This is a genomic window from Collinsella sp. AF19-1LB, from assembly GCF_003459655.1.
In the GTDB taxonomy this organism is placed as follows: Bacteria; Actinomycetota; Coriobacteriia; order Coriobacteriales; family Coriobacteriaceae; genus Collinsella.
On sequence record NZ_QRWO01000002.1, the window covers coordinates 24,399 to 42,091 of the forward strand.

Here is a 17,693-nt window from a genome sequence, read left to right on the forward strand (position 1 = left end):
GTGCTTCCGGGCGGTTCTTCAATTTGGCTATCGATGCCTTACGCCTCAGGCACCTCGCCAGTAGCCAAAATCTGCTCGAGTGCGTCCTCATCCAATACAGGCACGCCCAGCTGCTCGGCTTTGGTGAGCTTGGAGCCCGCTTTGGGGCCGGCGACCAGATAGCTCGTCTTCTTCGACACGCTGCCCGAAACCTTGGCGCCGAGCACCTTGAGCGCCGCGCCTGCCTCGTCGCGCGTGCGGTTGACGAGCGTGCCGGTGAGCACGAAGGTCAGACCCGCAAGCGGCTGTGCGTCGGCGAGCTCGCCCGCCACGCCAGCTTCGGCCGCGGCTTGCGCATGAGCGGCGCCCAAGTCGACCTCGAGCGAAAGGCTCGCTTGGCGCAGACGTTCCAGCACGGCGAGGTTCTCGGGCACGGCCAGGAACTGCTTGACGCTCGCCGCAATCTTGGGACCGATGCCCTCGCACTCGGCGATATCCTCTTCGCTCGCCAAGATGAGCTTGTCGATCGACAGGAATCGCTCGGCGATGACCTCGCCCACGCTCTTGCCCACGTGGCGGATGCCCAGGGCAAACAGCACGCGACCGAGCGGCTGGCTCTTGGACTTGTTGAGCTCGGCGATGATTTTCTCGGCCGTCTTAAGGCCTACCGGAATGGGATCGCCCTTCTTAACGCCCTTTTTGCTGTTGGAGCTGGCGTACACGCGCCCCGTGTCCAGGCCGGCGATGTCGTCGACCGTGAGCTGGTAGAAGTCCGCAACATCGTGGATCAGGCCAGCGGCGATCATCTTGTCGACGATCTCGTCGCCCAGGCCGTCGACGTCCATGCAGCCGCGGCTCACCCAGTGGAGCAGGCGCTCCTTGAGCTGTGCGGGGCAGTCGATGGACACGCAGCGGTAGGCCACCTCGCCATCCTCGTGAACCACGGGGCTGCCGCACACGGGGCAGACCTCGGGCATGTGCCAGTCGACCGAATCGGCCGGGCGCTTGTCGAGCACCGGGCCCACGACCTCGGGGATTACGTCGCCCGCCTTGTGCACGATGATAGTGTCGCCCTCGCGCACGTTCTTGCGGCGGATCTCGTCGATGTTGTGCAGCGTGGCGCGCGCGATGGTGGAGCCGGCGACCGTCACCGGGTCGAACTCGGCGACCGGCGTGAGCACGCCGGTGCGACCCACCTGGATGCGAATCTCGCGCAGGACGGTCTGCTTTTCCTCGGGCGGGAACTTAAAGGCGATGGCCCAACGCGGCGCGCGGGCGGTAAAGCCCAGGTCGAGCTGCTGTTGGAAGCTGTCGACCTTTACGACTACGCCGTCGATGTCGTAGTCCAGGTCACCGCGGTGCTCGAGGGCCTGGGCGCAGAACTCGTGGACCTCGGCCGGCGTGGCGCAGCGGGCCACGTTGGGGTTGACGCTGAAGCCGGCGCTGCGCAGCCAGTCGAGAAATTCGCGCTGGCTGTGGACGTGCAGCGGATCGGTATCGGCAATGGCGTAGATAAAGGTGGCCAGGTCGCGGCGCGCCGTGACCTTGGGGTCCTTTTGGCGCAGGGATCCTGCAGCAGCGTTGCGCGGGTTGGCAAAGGGGTCGCGGCCCTCGGCATCGGCCTCTTCGTTTAGACGGACAAAGCTGCCCTTGGGCATGTAGACCTCACCACGCACTTCGATGGTACGCTCGCGATCGGCGCCCATGTGGGCGAGCGCCGGCTCGGACAGGTGCATGGGCACATCCTTGATGGTACGCACGTTAAGCGACACGTCCTCGCCCGTGGTGCCGTCGCCGCGCGTGGCGGCGCGTACGAAGGTGCCGTTTTGGTAGGTAAGCGCGACGCCCAAGCCGTCGATCTTAAGCTCGCAGGTATAGGTGACGCTGCCGGCACCGAGCGCATCCTCGGCGCGCTGGAGCCACGCGTCAAGTTCGTCCAGATCCATAGCATCGTCCATGGAATACATGCGCGCCATATGTGTGACCGGTGTAAACTGCTCGCTCACGTAGCCGCCCACGCGCTGGGTATAGCTGTCGGGCGTCACCAGGTCGGGGTAGGTCGCCTCGATCTGCTGCAGCTCAACGAGCATTTTGTCGAAGGCGGCGTCCGTGATCTCGGGCGCATCGAGCATGTAGTAGCGGTACGCGTGGTAATCGAGCTCGTGGCGCAGCTCGGCCGCGCGCGCGGCGGCCTGGGCATGGGCGTCGGCCGGCGCAGCGGCATCCGCGCCCGCGGGCGTTTCGGTATCGATGTCCACGCCGTCACCAAACAGGCTCGATTGCTCCATAGCGGCACTCCTTCGCTCGATTTCAAACGGATACTAGAGTACCACCGGTCACCATGGCGCCGAATAGCGGTCTCAAACCGCACCGAATCGGCAGCCGCCGAACCGGGATGGATCGCGCGATCAAACCATGCCCTTGCCATTTCCAAATGATTCGTTTTCCTCTGTCCCAACGGATCAATAGGAAAAGAGGGGGCTGTCCCGCGTTGGCGGAACAGCCCCCCCTCTGGCTCGATATGTGCGAAACGGCTCGTTAGAAACCCTGACCGTTGCCCTGACCCTGGCCCTGCTGGCCAAGCAGCTCCTCCAGATACTGGCGCAGCTGCTCGTCGGTAATACCGCCGTTGCCGGTATCGGTCGCGCTGTCGTTCTGCTGCTGGTTCTGCAGCTCCTCGTCGGAGCCCAGCTCGACCGTGACCTTCTTCTCTTCCTTGCCGCGCATGAGCGTGATCTCGACCTTCTCGCCCACCTCGTGGCTGCGCAGCGCGATGATCAGACCATCGGCGCTCGAAATCTCATCGTCGCCCAGCTTGGTGATGACGTCGCCCTCCTGGATGCCGGCCTTGGCGGCGGGACCGTCCTCGACGACGCTCGCCACGTACGCGCCGCTATCGGTGCTCAACTTGTTGGTGCGGGCGTTGAGCGCGTTGACGCTCGAAAGCGTAGCTCCCAGGTACGGGTGCACCGGCGTCTTACCGTCGATAATCTGGTCGGCAATGTTCTTGGCGTAGTTAACGGGAATAGCAAAGCCCACGCCCGAGCTGGAGCCCGAATAGCTCTCGATGAGCGAGTTGATACCCACAAGCTCGCCGTTATCGTTAACGAGCGCGCCGCCGGAGTTGCCCGGGTTGATGGCGGCATCGGTCTGGATCATGTTGGCATAGATGGTGTTACCGTTGGTAGAGCTCATGGCCGTGGAGCGATACAGCGCCGACACAATGCCCGTGGAGACAGACTGCTCGTTGCCGAACGGCGAGCCGATCGCCATGACCCACTCGCCCACGTTGAGCTTGGAGGAGTCACCGATCTCGATCGGCGTGAGCTTGGAGGCGTCGGCGTCCTTGAGCTTGATGACGGCCAGGTCGCTCGAGGCATCGTTGCCCACGAACTCGGCCTCGTAGGTGGTGCCGTCATCCATGGTAACCACGTACTGGTCATAGCCATCGACCACGTGGTTGTTGGTGAGGATATGGCCCTCGGTATCGAGCACCACGCCCGAACCGACGCTGCCCGAGTTGTCCGACTCGTCGGCAGACTGCGAAAGCGAGCCATTCTGGCTGCCGCTCGAAGTGGCGGTGATGGAAACCACGGAGGGCAGGGCCTTGGCAGAAACGGCCTCGGCCAGCGTGGTGTCCTCGGAATCAATCGTAATCTTTTGCGTCGATGAACCCGAAGCACCCGCCGTCACGGCATTCTTGCCGCCACCGATATTGAGCGTGCCACTCATAATGAGCGCGATGACCAGCAGGGCTCCGCAGGCGCAGCCGGCGAGCGCCGTAATAAAGATCGGCAGCTTTTTGGTCTTAGTCTTGACCACTGTGTGCTTGTTTACAACCTGTTGGCCGCCCAGCGGCTTGCCGGTCTGCGTGTCGTATGCCTGCACGTAGGGAATGTTGCTGTCGGCAGGCGTCGACTCCACCTGCACACGCGGCTGCTGCTGGGTCTCGCCGGCGTTGCCCGCATCCTGGGGACGCTGGGAATCGTTCTCGCTCATGGCTGCGATCCTTTCGTCAAATAACCAAAGGCCCGCCAAACACGTGGCGGGCCATCGTTGTTCACGTTGAGTTGTACCCCAATATGCGGGCGCAAGTGTATGAGAACGCAATCTTTTAGGAAGGCTTAAGTTCTGTTGCAGATTCGAGAGGAACCCGCATCTGCGTCAAAACCATCACAAAGGTGCCTGTCCCCTTTGTGGTGGAAATCTAGTCCTTAAACAGATAGCCCACGCCGCGGACGGTGGTGATGTGCGCCGCGATCTGCGGGCCCACCTTGGAGCGGATGCGTCGAATGTGCACGTCGACGGTGCGCGTGCCGCCGCAGTACTCAAAGCCCCACACGCGGTGCAGCAGCACCTCGCGGCTGTAGGCGCGGTTGGGGTGCGTCGCCAAAAAGCTCAGCAGTGAGTACTCCATCAGCGTCAGGTCGATGGGCTCGTTATCGAGCGTCACCTGGTAGGTAGCCAGGTTAATCTCGAGGTTATCGATATTGAGCACATCGTCGGCGGTAACGGTCTCCTCCTCGCCCATCAGGCGCTGCGCGCGAGCCTTGAGCTCGTTGGGCGTCGCCGTGGGGCATACAAAGTCGGCATGCGCGTGATTGGGCAGGCGCAAGGTACCGAGTGCCTCGTCGTCGACGATCACCAGCATGGGGACGCCGCCGCGATCGTCAAGCCACTTGGCAATCTGATCGATGCGGTCGCTGCGGATGCCATCTGAATCGAGAATCAGCAGGTCAAAGTCGTGCGCCGCAGTTGGCGAATCGGGAGTTGCCAGGCTCACCTCGACACCCAGGGTAGTCGTCAAGCTGCGGGCAAACTCGTGGAAGCGCGTCGTGCGCGCCATGAATAGGGCACTCTTTTCGGACATATCGGCCTCCAAAGAAATGAGCTCAATCGTACTGGAACAAGCCAGCGCGATTAGGAGTTCGCCAGGTAGTGCTTGATCTCCCACTCGGTGATCGTAGACTCAAACTTATGCCACTCGTCGCGCTTCTTTTTGAGGAAGAAGCTGTGAATGTGCTCGCCGAGGGCATCCTTCATAAACTGCGAGTCCTCAAACACGTCAAGCGCCTCTTTGAGCGAGCGCGGCAGCGGCGCGTAGCCGGCCTCGACCATCTGACGGTCGGTAAGCTTGAGCGTCTCGGCCGTTGCCTCGGGCGGGAGCTCCAGCTTGCGCTCGATGCCGTCCAGACCAGCCGCCAGCGTGACGGCGTTGACCAGGTACGGATTGGCCATGGGGTCGGGGCTGCGAAGCTCGATGCGCGTGGACAGCTGCTTGCCGGGCTTGTAAACCGGAATGCGGACCATACTCGCGCGGTTGCGCAGGCCCCACGTGGCGTACTGCGGCACGGAGTCGCCACCCGTGGTGATGCGCTTATACGAGTTGACCGTGGGATTGGTGATGGCGCTGATCTCGCGCGCGTGCGCCAAGATACCGGCCATATAGTGCTTGGCGACGTCGGAGAGATGGTACTTCTCGTCATCCTCGCCCCAAAAGACGTTGTTGCCGTCGTGGTCGAACAGCGACTGGCACAAGAACATAGCGCTGCCGTCCTCGCCCGCCAGCGGCTTGGGCATAAAGGAGGCGTGGCAACCGCTCTCGTAGGCCTGCTGCTTAATGATGAGTTTGGCCGTGGTGATGGCGTCGGACATGCTCAGGGCCTCGGCGTGGCGCAGGCTCATACCGCGCTGCGAGCGGCCGGCGGCGTGGAAGGTGTACTCCACGGGCACGGACATCTTCTCGAGCGTGAGGACCGTGTTGCGACGCAGGTCGCGGGCGGCATCGCTCACCGAAAGATCGAAGTAGCCCACGTTGTCGAGCGGCTCGGGGGTGTGCTCGTCGGGGAAGTAGTAATACTCCAGCTCGGCACCCACGTTGAGCAGATAGCCAGCCTTCTCGGCCTTGCGGAACATGCGGCGCAAGGCATCACGCGGGTCGCCGGCAAACGGCTTGCGATCGGGAGTACACACGTCGCAGAACACGCGCGCGACGCCGTTGTGGCTCGGACGCCACGGCAAAATCTGGAAGGTCGAAGCATCGGGGAACGCCAGCATGTCGGCTTCCTCGGGCGTGGCAAAGCCCTCGATGGCGGAGCCGTCAAAGCCAATACCCTCCTCAAAAGCGACCTCGAGGTCCTCGGGGCTAATGGCAAAGTTCTTGAGGCGGCCGAGAATGTCGACAAACCACAGACGCACAAAGCGGATATCACGCTGCTCTACGGAGCGGAGTACGTAATCGATGTTCTGCTGGTTCATGTCGCTCCCCTTTCTTTCGGGCGGGTTTCGACTGGTCTATATCGCAGATACTATCGCAGAAAAATGTTTCCGCAGGGTTAAAGCGTATCAAGCGCCCAAAAAACGTGCGCGAACAGGCAGTTGCGAACGAGTAGTTAGCGCGAGGTCGAGGCGCGGTGTTCGATGTGGCCGGGGACCTCGATGCGCTTGGGGGCGAGCTTTGCGGCATCGCCCACCGTAGTGGTAACGATGTCGATGCGCTCGGAGAGACGCTCGACTACGCGCTCGGCAATGGTAAGGGTATCTTGCGCGGCCGTGGTCACACCGCCAAAGAGCACGTGGTTCCAGGGGTAATCGTCAAACGTCGCGATCTTGAGACCCGCCGGCAGCGAGGGGCCCAGCTGCGCCAACGCCTCGGTCAGGCGCAGAAAGACCAAACCGTTGACGGCAATGAGGCCGAGCTTTTTACCCGCATAGTCACGGATAGCTCCGTCCAGGCGGCCGACACCCGCGACGCCACCATCGGCCAGGGTGACGACCTCACCCGCAAGGCCGCGGCGCGAAAGCTCGTCGACAAAGGCCTCGGCACGCTCGCGACGCACAGGGCTGTCGTCGCTTGCCTCGGTGAGCAGGCACAGGCGCTCGCTGCCCGCGACAGCCAAGGCATCTACCAGGCCGGCGACCAGCTCACGGTTGTTGGAGGTCACCAGATCGACACCGCCGGCGGCAATATCGCGGTCGAGCAGCACGACGGGCAAGCGTCCCGCTGCCGCGGCGATTGCCTCGTCATTGCCGCCACAGGTGTTGACGACCAGGCCGTCCACGCCGGCATCGATAAGTCTGGTGAGCGACTCTGCCTCCTTGGCGGGGTCGTTGCCACTAATGGCCGTCATGAGCGAGCAGCCGCGCGCGGCGGCACTGGCGGAAAGCCCTTCGAGCATGGCGCTCGAGAACGGGTTGGCGATGTCGGCCAAAATCACGCCGATGAGGTTGGTACGCGAGCTGCGCAGATTGCGCGCGGCGGCACGTGGACGATAGCCGGTGCGCTCGATAACTGCCGCGATGCGAGCGCGGGTTTCCTCGGTCATCTGCCCGGGGCGGTTGTTGAGATAGCGCGAGACCGTGGCCGGGCTCACGCCCGCCTCGGCAGCAATGTCCTTAATCCTCATCTGCGCCATAGCGCACCCCGTTTCCCAATTGTCGGCAGTCTGAGCCATTTTAGGCATTTTTTTAAAAATCCCGCTTGCAAAACGTTGTAGATGAGTATACTACAACTCGAAACGAAACCGATTTCGTAAACCGATTTCGGCAAGCGTTGGCACAGAGGTGCAAAGATGCACCCTACCGTCTTGGCACCTCCGTGCCAACGCCATATCAAAGGTGAACGCACGAGCAAGAAGGAGCTGCGCGACCATGGGTAAAACGGTTCTTACCTTCGGCGAGATCATGATGAGGCTCTCGCCCAAAGATCACCTGCGCATTGAGCAGGCCACCGAGTTTGATGTCCGCTACGGCGGCGCCGAGGCCAACACCGCCCTTTCCCTGGCCTACCAGGGTGACAAGGCCGCTTACGTCTCCGTTGTCCCGGCCAACCGTCTGGGCGAGTGCGCCCTGCGTTCGCTGAAGGTCTACGACGTCGATACCTCGCGCGTCGTGCGCCAGGGCGACCGTCTTGGCTCCTATGTGTTTGAGGTCGGCGCCTCGCAGCGCGGCAACGGCTGCGTCTACGACCGCAAGTACTCTGCCATCAACATGGCCAAGCGCGACGTCTTTGACTGGGACGAGATCCTCAAGGGCATCGACGTCTTCTACTTCTCCGGCGTGACGCCCGCCGTCTCCGACGAGATGGCCGCCGCCAGCAAGGATGCCCTCACCGCCTGCCGCGCCAAAGGCATCACCACCGTGTGCGACGTGAACTATCGCGGCAAGATGTGGTCGCCCGAGAAGTCGCAGGCCACCATGAAGGAACTCCTGCCGCTCGTTGACATCTGCATTGCCAACGACGAGGACGCTCCTGCCGGTCTCGGTATGACCTGCGTCTCCGGCTCCCTTGCCCACGGCATCGAGGAGCGCGACACCTACGTCGAGATGGCCCGTCAGATCTGCGCCGAGTACGGTTGCAAGAAGGTTGCCTCGGTCGTCCGCAACATCTCCTGCGTCGAGCGCTCCATCTGGATGGGCATGCTCTTTGACGCCGAGAGCGGCGAGCACTGGTTCTCCCCTGCTCACGATGTGCACGTGCTCGAGGGCGTTGCCGCCGGCGACGCTTTTAACGCCGGCCTCGTCCATGCCCTCATCAACGACTTCGACCCGCAGGACGCCGTCAACTACGCGATTGCGGCCTCGATCCTCAAGCTCACCATCAAGGGCGATTCCAACCTGGTGACCGCAGACGAGATCGCAGCCGTGGCATCCGCCGCCGACGGTGGCACTCGCGTCGCGCGCTAAGCCGTCCCCATTCCGCGGGCCGCAGCTTTCCATACCCATACCTCTGCGGCCCGCTCCCCGATTCCTCCGGTCGGGCAAAACCACCAGTCCCATTCCGGTTTTGCCTGGCATTTCCTACACGACTGGTCGCGCAGCCGGTTTTGGAATTGCTTGTGACCCCAAGCAGTGCCTCCGATAACCAATCCGGAACCGGCTCATGGCCAATCTTCTTTGGCAATCACGCGCCCGTGCGCGACTCACATCGAAAGGAACACTATGTTCGATCAGTTCTACACCACGCTTGAATCCCTGGGCATCGTGCCGGTCGTCGTGCTCGACAAGGTCGAAGACGCCGCACCGCTCGCCCATGCCCTTATGGCAGCCGGCATGAAGTCCGCCGAGGTCACCTTCCGCACTGCCTGCGCCGCCGAGTGCATCGCCGCCATGGCCGAGGCCGAGCCCGAGATGTGCGTCGGCGCCGGCACTGTCCTGACCGTCGAGCAGGTTGAGCAGGCCCGCACCGCCGGTGCCAAGTTCATCGTCTCGCCGGGTTACAACGAGGACGTCGTGAAGCACTGCATCGACATCGACCTGCCCGTCCTTCCCGGCACCGTGACCCCCTCCGAGGTCACTGCTGCCGAGAATCTGGGCCTCAAGGTCACCAAATTCTTCCCCGCGGCTCAGTATGGCGGCCTCAACACCATCAAGGCCCTCGCTGCTCCGTTTGTCGGTCATCGCTTTATGCCCACCGGCGGCGTGAACACTGCCAACGTCGAGGAGTACCTGAGCTCCTCCGCCATCATCGCCTGCGGTGGCACCTGGATGGTCAAGCCCGCCCTGTTCGCCGACGGCGACCTCTCCAAGGTCGAGCAGATTGCCCGCGAGGCCATGGACGTCGTCAAGAAGGTCCGCGGCTAGGTTTAGCTCTCTATCGTGAAAGGGGGCGTGCCCTAGACCTCGCCCCCTTTCTCTTAAAGCGGCTCGGAAGCGCGCCGTTTCCGTCACGAACAAGAACCAAAACCGTCTTGTATGCTGATAGAACGTGACGGAAGCGACACGCCCCCGAGCCGCTTTGCTTTCCCGGCCAATCAGCCGGCTCAACATAATCCAGTCCACCAAAACAGCTGCGGCACCGTCTGGAGGAATGGACCCTTGCTTCCGGTCTTTTCCTCCAAGCGGCGCCGCAGCCTTTTCATGCCCCGATTGCACCCCCGCACTTGCGGTGAAATACGGACTGCTTACGCCGCCAAAGCCGCAAAACAGTCCCTATTTCACCGCAACTAATAAAGAGGACGAATTAGATTGCCGAGTCTTTGGACAGCTCGAAATAGTCGGGATGCAAGGCGATAACCGGGCCCTGCTCCTCGGGCATTAGATGCAGGTGCGTCTCTGCCAGGTAGCTCGCCGTGTCGGTATCGCCCTTTTTAATGGCCTCGAGAATCCGGCGATGCTGCCGACGAATCGGCTCCCAATCCAGATCCTGCGACACCATACGCAACCAGTTGTATCGCTCAAAATGCGTGTTGACGCTCTTCATCCAATCCCACAACATGTGGCGGCCGGCAATCTCAAAACATGTCTCATGGAACAGGTTGTCCAGATCGAAAAAGCGACGCGTTTCACGATGATCGAGTGACTCGGACTCGGCAAGAATCTGCTCGAGCCGATGCTTTTGCTCGGGCGTGGCGGCAGAGCAGCATTTAATGAGCACGCTTCTCTCGAGTTTCTCGCGCAAGAAACAGGCGTTCTCGGCGCGTTCCATGCTGATCTTAGAGACGTAGGTGCCGCTTTTGGGACGCGTTTCCACCAGCTCCTGCTCACGCAGGCGCACAAAGGACTCGCGAATGGGCGTGCGCCCGATTCCCGTCTCCTTTTCCAGACCAATCGCCGAAAGACGTGTGCCGGGTTTGAGCTCGGCATAGATGATCTTGGAGCGCAACGCGTTGTATGCCTGATCTTGCAGGCTCTGATAAAGCTGATGTTGTTCCATAAAGCCCTCGGATGAAGCTCACGGTTTGTCGAATAACTCCACGTAATACTATCGCATCCCCCATCCCACGGCGATGTTTGAGGGGTAGGGCCGGGATTCGGCTTTTGACCGATAAGTTGTTGCAATTAGGTGAACGTTCACCTAATTTCTTCTATTTCGCTTTGCAAATGGATTCCCATGCGTATACTTAATCTCAACGAAACCGATTTCGTCAAGCCTGGGCAATAGGATGCTAAGACGCACCCTACCATCTTGGCATCCTATTGCCCATGCCATGCCATTTGCTTTCTTCCCGTCTCGTTGAGCCCTTCAGTCCCATTCTGGCACAACGAGACATTCCTAGACGACTGACCATGGGGCCGGCTTTTCTGCCGTTGAGGCAGTGCCTCCGATAACCCTCTTTTTGCCGGCCCAGGTCAGACATTTCTCTTTAAATATCCTTCAATCGAAAGGATGCAGCAGCATGCGACCGCTCATCATCATGCATGGCGAGAAGATCGACTGGCGTCATACCGTCATAAGAATGCTGATGTATCTGGCGGGCGTTGCCGTGCTGGCACTCGGTATGAGCCTCCAGACGGCATCTGGCCTGGGCGTCGCCGCGCTCACGTGCTTTGCCACGACCCTATCCATGCTCACGGGCAAGACGCTCGGCTTTTGGATTACAACTACCTATGTCGCTTACATCGCGGCGCAGCTCGCCATCTTGCGACGCGAATTTCAACCGCGCATTTTGCTCGAGCTTTGCTTTTCAACGCTAATGGGCGGCTTCACCGATCTGTTCATGGCGTTCAACCCGCTGCATCCCACGGCGCTCCCCGCGCAGGTTGCGACCATGCTGCTCTCCCTCGCTATCACCGCATTTGGCGTCAGTCTCGTCGTCAACATGGGCGTTGTCCCCAACGCACCCGACGGCTTGGTGCAGGTCATTGCGGAAAAGCTCAAGCGCCGTTTTGGAGACGTAAAGGTCATGTTCGATTGCTCGCATGTCGCCGCCTCGCTCACGCTGTCGCTGGTATGCATGCACAACTTAGGCGGCTTTGGCGTAACCACCGCCATCTCGGCACTGTTCTTGGGCCACATCATCAACTTCGCCAACAAGCTGTTTGCCCAGCGATTCGTCCGCATGGCGTTTGGCGCCAAATAGCGAACAGCCGCGGAGCAAACGAGGCTCGAGTGCCCGGCATATCGATGTCGCAAATAACGACGCACGCGCTATACGGACGATGAGGAATAGCCCGTCGCAAACCCCGCAAGCGGAGCTATATGTTGCTATAACTTGACATAAATTGGTCCATTGCCAGCCGGCATGCAAAAGGCCCCAAGCCATTCGCGGCTTGGGGCCTGCCTGGTAACACAGGTCTTTCGGACTACGCTCGCTCGTATTTCGTGGCGCGGCCTGTCCCCTGTTTCATGATCGCGTTTCGGCTGAGCAGAGATTCGAGTGCGGACAATGTTCGCGCACGGCTCAGCCCCGTCTGTTTCTCAATCTCACTTCGCGACATAATTCGTCCGCCCGACAAGGCCTTAAGAACCTGAGCCTCTTCTCCAGACCCTTCAAAGGCATCGGTAACGGGCAACGCGACAGCTACCACGCCGCCACGAATATCAAAGACCGGCTGATTAATCGAATCGCGATAGGCACGCCTAATGCGCGCAATTCCCGTTCCAAACTTCTCGATATAGTCCAACTTTAAGAAGACCTCGGCAACGATGGGATTTCTGAGCACGGATATCTGTCCATACAGGTATTGCTCCGTCGTCAAGCCAGCGGGCAACGACCCGGGTGAAGTCACAACGACGCGATCATCATACAGAGCAACCTGAACATTCGCTTGCACGTCCCACGTCCGATGCACTAGAGCGTTTGCAACTGCCTCGCGGAATGCCTCGAGGGGAATCCGGTCGGTCTGAACACGCTCGACACCTTCGATGCGCTCATAACGATAGTAGCGCGCGAACATGGCAACTGCTCTATCAACCTGCTCAATTGCAGACAGGCCCGTCGTCGTCTCACGATCTAAAAGCACGTCCTCGGTGTCGCCAAAACGAACGCAGTCGATGCCCGGAAATTCGTTGTTATCCGCCAATATCGCCGCGGCATTGGTATAGCCATCCTTGCCGAGCAGGCGAAGCGTTCGCATGATATCCGACGTGAGCTCAGAAATGCCTAGATGCTCGATGCACTTGTGTTCGAGCGTATGAAAACTCAGGTCCTGGCGAGCCGAGGTGAGCGCATCGAACGTCAGATTGCTGCCTTCGAGCGTCAGCCTGCCGTACTCAAAACGGTCGACCTCTACCGTCGCCGAATCATTTCGCCTGTAGGCCTTCCCCTTGCTTCGATAGGGCTTGTCCTGCCCCTCGTAAACCGTAAGCGTTACAGTTCCGCGGTTCTCGTCGAGCTCGAGCGTGTAACGAGGCGCAGGATCCAGACTGTCATTAATCATGTTCTCGATGCGCAGACACTCCGCAACCGGGTCAGAAAGACCGACTGCAACACCACCGTCGTCAACGCCAAACTCTATCTTGCCCGTCCCGTAGTTTGCATAGGCGCTCACCGTTTTAAGAAACGTCGGCGTTACGCTTTCCTTGTATTCGACGGTAGGACTCTCTCTGACAACCATACGTACGGTCCTTCTCCTTTTCATGCTCATCTGAACCGTATTATAAGACGAAAAACATTTGCGTACGGCTTAGAATCAGACGCAAACTGTTTTCGTCTTATTTGCGTACGGAAACTAGATACAAATTTCACGTTCATACGACTATTTACCAAACGCATAGTGTTTTCGTCCGGCAATGCGTCCGTAATCCAAACAAAAAGGCCCCGAGCTCGTGTTGAACTCGGGACCTCTTGCGCCGCGCATCTATGAGAGGAGAAATGCGATGCGCACGGGCGCTACTCCATGTAGCAGATATCGCGACGAGCGGCTGCAACCGTTCACCTTTTAAAAGTGAACGTTCACCTGATTCTAGGAAAACCTGACTTTTAATTCCTCCGCTTCTCCTATACTGAACTTGTAATAGAAGCAAGACTTATATAGATGAACGTTTCTTTTGGAAGGATTGTAATGTCTAACCTTATGGACAGCTTCCGCCTAGACGGCAAGGTCGCGCTCGTGACCGGCGCCACTTATGGCATCGGCATGGCCATGGCCGAGGCACTCGGCGAAGCCGGCGCCAGAATCGCCTTTAACGCCCGTCACGCCGACAAAGTCGCCGAGGCCGAGAAGCACTACCGCGAGCTGGGCTTTGATGCTCACGGCTATGTTGCCGACGTCACCGACGAGGCCGTCGTCGCCGAGCTCATCGCCAAGATCGAGGCCGATTTTGGCACCACGCCCGACATCCTGGTCAACAACGCCGGCGTCATCCAGCGCACGCCGATGCTCGACATGAGTGCCGAGGACTTCCGTCGCGTCGTCGATATCGACCTCAACGCCCCGTTTATCGTGTCCAAGGCCTGTCTGCCGGGCATGATCGCCAAGGGTCACGGCAAGATCATCAACATCTGCTCCATGATGAGCGAGCTCGGCCGCGAGACCATCGCCGGCTATGCCGCCGCCAAGGGCGGACTCAAGATGCTCACCAAAAACATCTGCTCCGAGTTTGGCGAGGCCAATATCCAGTGCAACGGCATTGGGCCGGGCTACATCGCCACGCCGCAGACCGCACCGCTGCGCGAGACGCAGCCCGACGGCAGCCGCCACCCGTTTGACCAGTTCATCATTGCCAAGACACCGGCAGCCCGTTGGGGCACGCCCGAGGACCTGAAGGGGCCCGCCGTGTTCCTGGCTTCCGATGCATCGAACTTCGTCAACGGGCACATTCTGTACGTGGACGGCGGCATCCTCGCCTACATCGGCAAACAGCCGCAATAGGCTGCGGCCGCGCGGAGCACGGCACCTTGGCGCTCAAACCGTCGCTCGCGTACCGAAGTACGCTTCGCTCCTCTTTCACGCCAATCTGCCGCACTCCGCGCGCCCTCGCCACCGTCACGCACCAGCCAACACAGGCGCTTCGGTTTGTGCGGAACTCGCGACAGACTTAACTGCCGACCGCCCGTATAGCTCATCGCGGGTTGGCTTTGCCGCCGCCCGCGCACAGAAACAAAAAACTGGAAGATTTAGTTGAAAGGTTAACTCAAATGAAGATCGCTCTAATCAACGAGAATTCTCAGAACTCCAAGAACCCTATGATCGAGGCTGCCCTTAAGAAGGTTGTCGAGCCCATGGGGCACACCGTCTTTAACTATGGCATGTATGCCGACGCCGACTCCAAGCCCCTCACCTACGTGCAGAACGGCATCCTTGCCGCCGTGCTGCTCAACTCCGGCGCCGCCGACTACGTCGTGACCGGCTGCGGCACCGGCGAGGGCGCTATGCTCGCCTGCAACTCCTTCCCCGGCGTGCTGTGCGGCCATGTTGCCGACCCGCTCGACGCCTACACCTTTGCCCAGGTCAACGATGGCAACGCCGTCGCCATGCCCTTCGCCCTCAAGAACGGCTGGGGCCAGGAGCTCAACCTCGAGTACACCTTCGAGAAGCTCTTTGGCTTTGGCTCGGGCAACGGCTACCCCGCCGAGCGCGTTGAGCCCGAGCAGCGCAACAAGAAGATCCTCGACGGCGTGCGCGCTGTGACCATGCGTCCGCTCGTCGACGTCCTGGGCGAGATCGATCAGGATCTGGTGAAGGGCGCCCTCGCTGGTGAGCACTTCCAGGAGTACTTCTTTGCCAACGCCACCGACGAGGCCATCATCGCCAAGGTCAAGGAGATCTTGGGCCTGTAATAAGGCCCACGGGGCGCACCGACCCCCAACAAACCGCCAAGCAAAAGGCGCCGCGACAATCCATGTGTCGCGGCGCCTTTTTTGATTGCTATCGCTTGAGCCACCGCAAGGCGGCCGCTCCCCTATTTGCCAAGAGCCTACAGCTCGCAGGCGACCTTGTAGCCGTCGCCGATGGCGTCGCGGATGTTACCGCACTTTTGGGCATCGCCCAGCACGTGGGTGGCAACGCCGGCAGCGGCAAGGTCATCGGCAAGCTTGGTGTTGGGGCGATAGCCCATGGCAAGCACCAGCGTGTCGGCATCGGCGATAGTGTGGACCTCGCCGTCCTTTTCGTAACTGATGGTGTCCTCGGTGATCTCGGTCACCTTGGCCTCGGTCAGCACGTGAACGCCCTTGGAGAGCATGCGCGTGATGAGCACCGCGCGACCGGCACCGCCCTCGTTGGCGGCGAGCGTCTTGGTCATCTCGATAACGGTGACATCGCGGTTGGCCGGCGACAGGTCGTTGACCAACGGGGCCAGGTAATCGGCCGTCTCGCAGCCAACGGTACCGCCGCCCACGATGACGATCTTCTTGCCCGGGAAAGCCTTGCCGCCCAGCAGGTCGTCGGCCGTCATAACCTGCTTAAAGCCCTGCATGAAGGCCGGAGCGATGGGTTCGGCGCCGTAGGCCAGGACAACCTCGTAGCCCGCGTAGTCGCGCTGAATGTCCTCGGCCGAAAGCTCGGTACCAAAGACGCACGTGACGCCTGCCTCGGCCAAGCGACGGTACTGATACTTGATCACGCGGGTGAGTTCCTGCTTTGCCGGCGGAACGGCCGCGATGCGCATCTCGCCGCCCGGTTCGTCCTGCTTATCCACGAGCACCACGTTGTGGCCGCGCTTGGCGGCAATGTAGGCTGCCTCCATGCCCGCGGGACCGGCGCCCACAACGAGCACGTTCTTGGCCTCGGCGGCAGGCTCATAGCCGGCCTCATCGCGCTCCACGTCCGGGTTGACGGTGCAGGAGATGCGCTTGCCGAACATAATGCCGTTCAGGCAGCGCAGGCAGCCAATGCAGGGGCGGATGTCGTCGGCGTTGCCGGCGGCTGCCTTGTTGCAGAACTCGGCATCGCACAGATTGGCGCGGCCCATCATGCAGATGTCGGCGGCGCCGTCCTCGATCAGCTCCTCGGCGATCCAGGCCTCGTTGATGCGGCCGACGGTGGCGACAGGAATGTTCACGTGCTTTTTGATCTCGCGCGAGCATGCGGCATGCGAGGCCTGCTGGGTACCGGCGGCGGGAATCGCAGAGCCGCGCTTGATAGTGGTGCCGCCCGACACGTGGATCATGTCGACACCAGCCTTCTCCAGGCGACGCGAGACATAGATCATGTCGTTGAGGGTCAGGCCGCCATCGGTGTACTCATCGCCCGAGATACGGACGTCGATGATAAAGTCCTTGCCGCAGCGCTCGCGAATCTCGGCGACGACCTCGAGCAAGAAGCGCATGCGGGCGTCGAGCGAGCCGCCGTACTCGTCGGTACGCTTGTTGTAGAGCGGGGTCAAAAAGCCGCCGAGCATGCCGTGGGCGTGCGCCGCATGGACCTCAACGCCGTCGACGCCGGCCTTCTGCATACGCACGGCTGCGTCGCCGAACTGATGCGTGAGCTCGTGGATCTCATCAACCGTGATGGGGCGCGGCGCCTCGCGGGCATAGGACGGGCCCACAAAGGACGGGGCGATGAGGCGCGGCGTGCCCGGAATGTTAAAGGCCATGTAGGCGGGGTGGAAGAGCTGCGGCATGATCTTGCAGCCGTACTCGTGGACGGCGGCGGCGAGCTTTTCCCAGCCGGGGATAAACGTGTCGTCGTAGCAGCACATGTCACCCGGCAGATAGGTATAGGTGGGCTCGACCGTCACGACCTCGGTGATGATCAGGCCCACGCCGCCCTTGGCACGGGCGCGGTAATGATCGACCAAATCGTCGGTCACATAGCCGTGATCGGCCAGGTTGGTGGACACCGGCGGCATAAAGACGCGGTTCTTGACCTCGGTCGTACCGACCTTGATCGGGCTAAAGAGCATCGGGTAGGAGGAGGACTCCATGCAGGCTTCCTTTCGTTTGAGCCGCTCGGCGGCAGTTGCTGACCTACCTATCGTAGCAGTAACCGCGCAATGCCCGACCGTGAGCGCTCCCCCGGCTTTTACTCGACCCACAAAAAAGTTGCGGTGGAATACGGAGTAGATGAGGCTTCTGACAGCCAAAACAGTCCGTATTTCACCGCAACTG

Annotated in this window: 13 protein-coding genes; 5 read left to right on the plus strand and 8 right to left on the minus strand. The window is 60.8% G+C overall.

The window, feature by feature from the left end; translation table 11 throughout:
• Positions 1–38: 38 nt before the first annotated feature.
• From ligA to DWX39_RS01080, 5 genes are all read right to left on the minus strand, one after another.
• Positions 39–2,267 carry an NAD-dependent DNA ligase LigA gene (gene ligA / locus DWX39_RS01060; protein ID WP_117758201.1) on the minus strand — a complete coding sequence of 743 codons (2,229 nt, stop codon included), beginning with the start codon at positions 2,265–2,267 and terminating at the stop codon, positions 39–41.
• Between the two features lie 250 nt (positions 2,268–2,517).
• Positions 2,518–3,978 carry a S1C family serine protease gene (locus tag DWX39_RS01065; RefSeq protein WP_117758202.1) on the minus strand — a complete coding sequence of 487 codons (1,461 nt, stop codon included), beginning with the start codon at positions 3,976–3,978 and terminating at the stop codon, positions 2,518–2,520.
• Between the two features lie 208 nt (positions 3,979–4,186).
• Positions 4,187–4,849, minus strand: coding sequence for a response regulator transcription factor (locus DWX39_RS01070; protein ID WP_006234733.1), 663 nt, complete (start codon positions 4,847–4,849; stop codon positions 4,187–4,189).
• Positions 4,850–4,899: 50 nt separating this feature from the next.
• Entirely contained in the window at positions 4,900–6,237 is a 1,338-nt protein-coding gene (locus tag DWX39_RS01075) for a glutamine synthetase family protein (RefSeq protein WP_117758203.1), read from the minus strand.
• A gap of 134 nt (positions 6,238–6,371) precedes the next feature.
• Positions 6,372–7,394 (minus strand): LacI family DNA-binding transcriptional regulator, encoded by a 1,023-nt coding sequence (locus DWX39_RS01080; protein ID WP_158561598.1) that lies wholly within the window; start codon positions 7,392–7,394, stop codon positions 6,372–6,374.
• Positions 7,395–7,629: 235 nt separating this feature from the next.
• On the opposite strand from DWX39_RS01080, the gene DWX39_RS01085 reads away from it, so the two are divergent.
• Entirely contained in the window at positions 7,630–8,664 is a 1,035-nt protein-coding gene (locus DWX39_RS01085; protein ID WP_117758205.1) for a sugar kinase, read from the plus strand.
• Positions 8,665–8,919: 255 nt separating this feature from the next.
• Positions 8,920–9,561 carry a bifunctional 4-hydroxy-2-oxoglutarate aldolase/2-dehydro-3-deoxy-phosphogluconate aldolase gene (gene eda / locus DWX39_RS01090; protein ID WP_117758206.1) on the plus strand — a complete coding sequence of 214 codons (642 nt, stop codon included), beginning with the start codon at positions 8,920–8,922 and terminating at the stop codon, positions 9,559–9,561.
• A gap of 379 nt (positions 9,562–9,940) precedes the next feature.
• Here eda and DWX39_RS01095 read toward each other — a convergent pair whose 3' ends face one another.
• Entirely contained in the window at positions 9,941–10,633 is a 693-nt protein-coding gene (locus DWX39_RS01095; RefSeq protein WP_117758207.1) for a GntR family transcriptional regulator, read from the minus strand.
• 463 nt (positions 10,634–11,096) lie between these two features.
• On the opposite strand from DWX39_RS01095, the gene DWX39_RS01100 reads away from it, so the two are divergent.
• Positions 11,097–11,780 carry a YitT family protein gene (locus DWX39_RS01100; protein WP_117758208.1) on the plus strand — a complete coding sequence of 228 codons (684 nt, stop codon included), beginning with the start codon at positions 11,097–11,099 and terminating at the stop codon, positions 11,778–11,780.
• A gap of 223 nt (positions 11,781–12,003) precedes the next feature.
• Here the strand turns inward: DWX39_RS01100 and DWX39_RS01105 are convergent, their stop codons facing one another.
• Positions 12,004–13,257: an ATP-binding protein gene (locus tag DWX39_RS01105; protein WP_158548901.1), complete on the minus strand. Its 1,254-nt coding sequence runs from the start codon at positions 13,255–13,257 to the stop codon at positions 12,004–12,006.
• Between the two features lie 447 nt (positions 13,258–13,704).
• Between DWX39_RS01105 and DWX39_RS01110 the strand changes: the two genes are divergently transcribed.
• Together DWX39_RS01110 and DWX39_RS01115 are read left to right on the plus strand one after the other, a co-directional pair.
• Complete coding sequence (locus DWX39_RS01110; RefSeq protein WP_117758209.1) at positions 13,705–14,514, plus strand: gluconate 5-dehydrogenase; 810 nt, start codon at positions 13,705–13,707, stop codon at positions 14,512–14,514.
• Positions 14,515–14,780: 266 nt separating this feature from the next.
• Positions 14,781–15,422 carry an RpiB/LacA/LacB family sugar-phosphate isomerase gene (locus DWX39_RS01115; RefSeq protein ID WP_055309683.1) on the plus strand — a complete coding sequence of 214 codons (642 nt, stop codon included), beginning with the start codon at positions 14,781–14,783 and terminating at the stop codon, positions 15,420–15,422.
• A gap of 137 nt (positions 15,423–15,559) precedes the next feature.
• Here DWX39_RS01115 and DWX39_RS01120 read toward each other — a convergent pair whose 3' ends face one another.
• Positions 15,560–17,509 carry an NAD(P)/FAD-dependent oxidoreductase gene (locus DWX39_RS01120; RefSeq protein WP_117758210.1) on the minus strand — a complete coding sequence of 650 codons (1,950 nt, stop codon included), beginning with the start codon at positions 17,507–17,509 and terminating at the stop codon, positions 15,560–15,562.
• Positions 17,510–17,693: the final 184 nt, after the last annotated feature.

Coding starts and splice junctions, on each gene's coding strand:
- ligA (WP_117758201.1), bottom strand. CDS start 2,267: ATGGAGCAATCGAGCCTGTTTGGTGACGGCGTGGACATCGATACCGAA.
- DWX39_RS01065 (WP_117758202.1), bottom strand. CDS start 3,978: ATGAGCGAGAACGATTCCCAGCGTCCCCAGGATGCGGGCAACGCCGGC.
- DWX39_RS01070 (WP_006234733.1), bottom strand. CDS start 4,849: ATGTCCGAAAAGAGTGCCCTATTCATGGCGCGCACGACGCGCTTCCAC.
- DWX39_RS01075 (WP_117758203.1), bottom strand. CDS start 6,237: ATGAACCAGCAGAACATCGATTACGTACTCCGCTCCGTAGAGCAGCGT.
- DWX39_RS01080 (WP_158561598.1), bottom strand. CDS start 7,394: ATGGCGCAGATGAGGATTAAGGACATTGCTGCCGAGGCGGGCGTGAGC.
- DWX39_RS01085 (WP_117758205.1), top strand. CDS start 7,630: ATGGGTAAAACGGTTCTTACCTTCGGCGAGATCATGATGAGGCTCTCG.
- eda (WP_117758206.1), top strand. CDS start 8,920: ATGTTCGATCAGTTCTACACCACGCTTGAATCCCTGGGCATCGTGCCG.
- DWX39_RS01095 (WP_117758207.1), bottom strand. CDS start 10,633: ATGGAACAACATCAGCTTTATCAGAGCCTGCAAGATCAGGCATACAAC.
- DWX39_RS01100 (WP_117758208.1), top strand. CDS start 11,097: ATGCGACCGCTCATCATCATGCATGGCGAGAAGATCGACTGGCGTCAT.
- DWX39_RS01105 (WP_158548901.1), bottom strand. CDS start 13,257: ATGGTTGTCAGAGAGAGTCCTACCGTCGAATACAAGGAAAGCGTAACG.
- DWX39_RS01110 (WP_117758209.1), top strand. CDS start 13,705: ATGTCTAACCTTATGGACAGCTTCCGCCTAGACGGCAAGGTCGCGCTC.
- DWX39_RS01115 (WP_055309683.1), top strand. CDS start 14,781: ATGAAGATCGCTCTAATCAACGAGAATTCTCAGAACTCCAAGAACCCT.
- DWX39_RS01120 (WP_117758210.1), bottom strand. CDS start 17,509: ATGGAGTCCTCCTCCTACCCGATGCTCTTTAGCCCGATCAAGGTCGGT.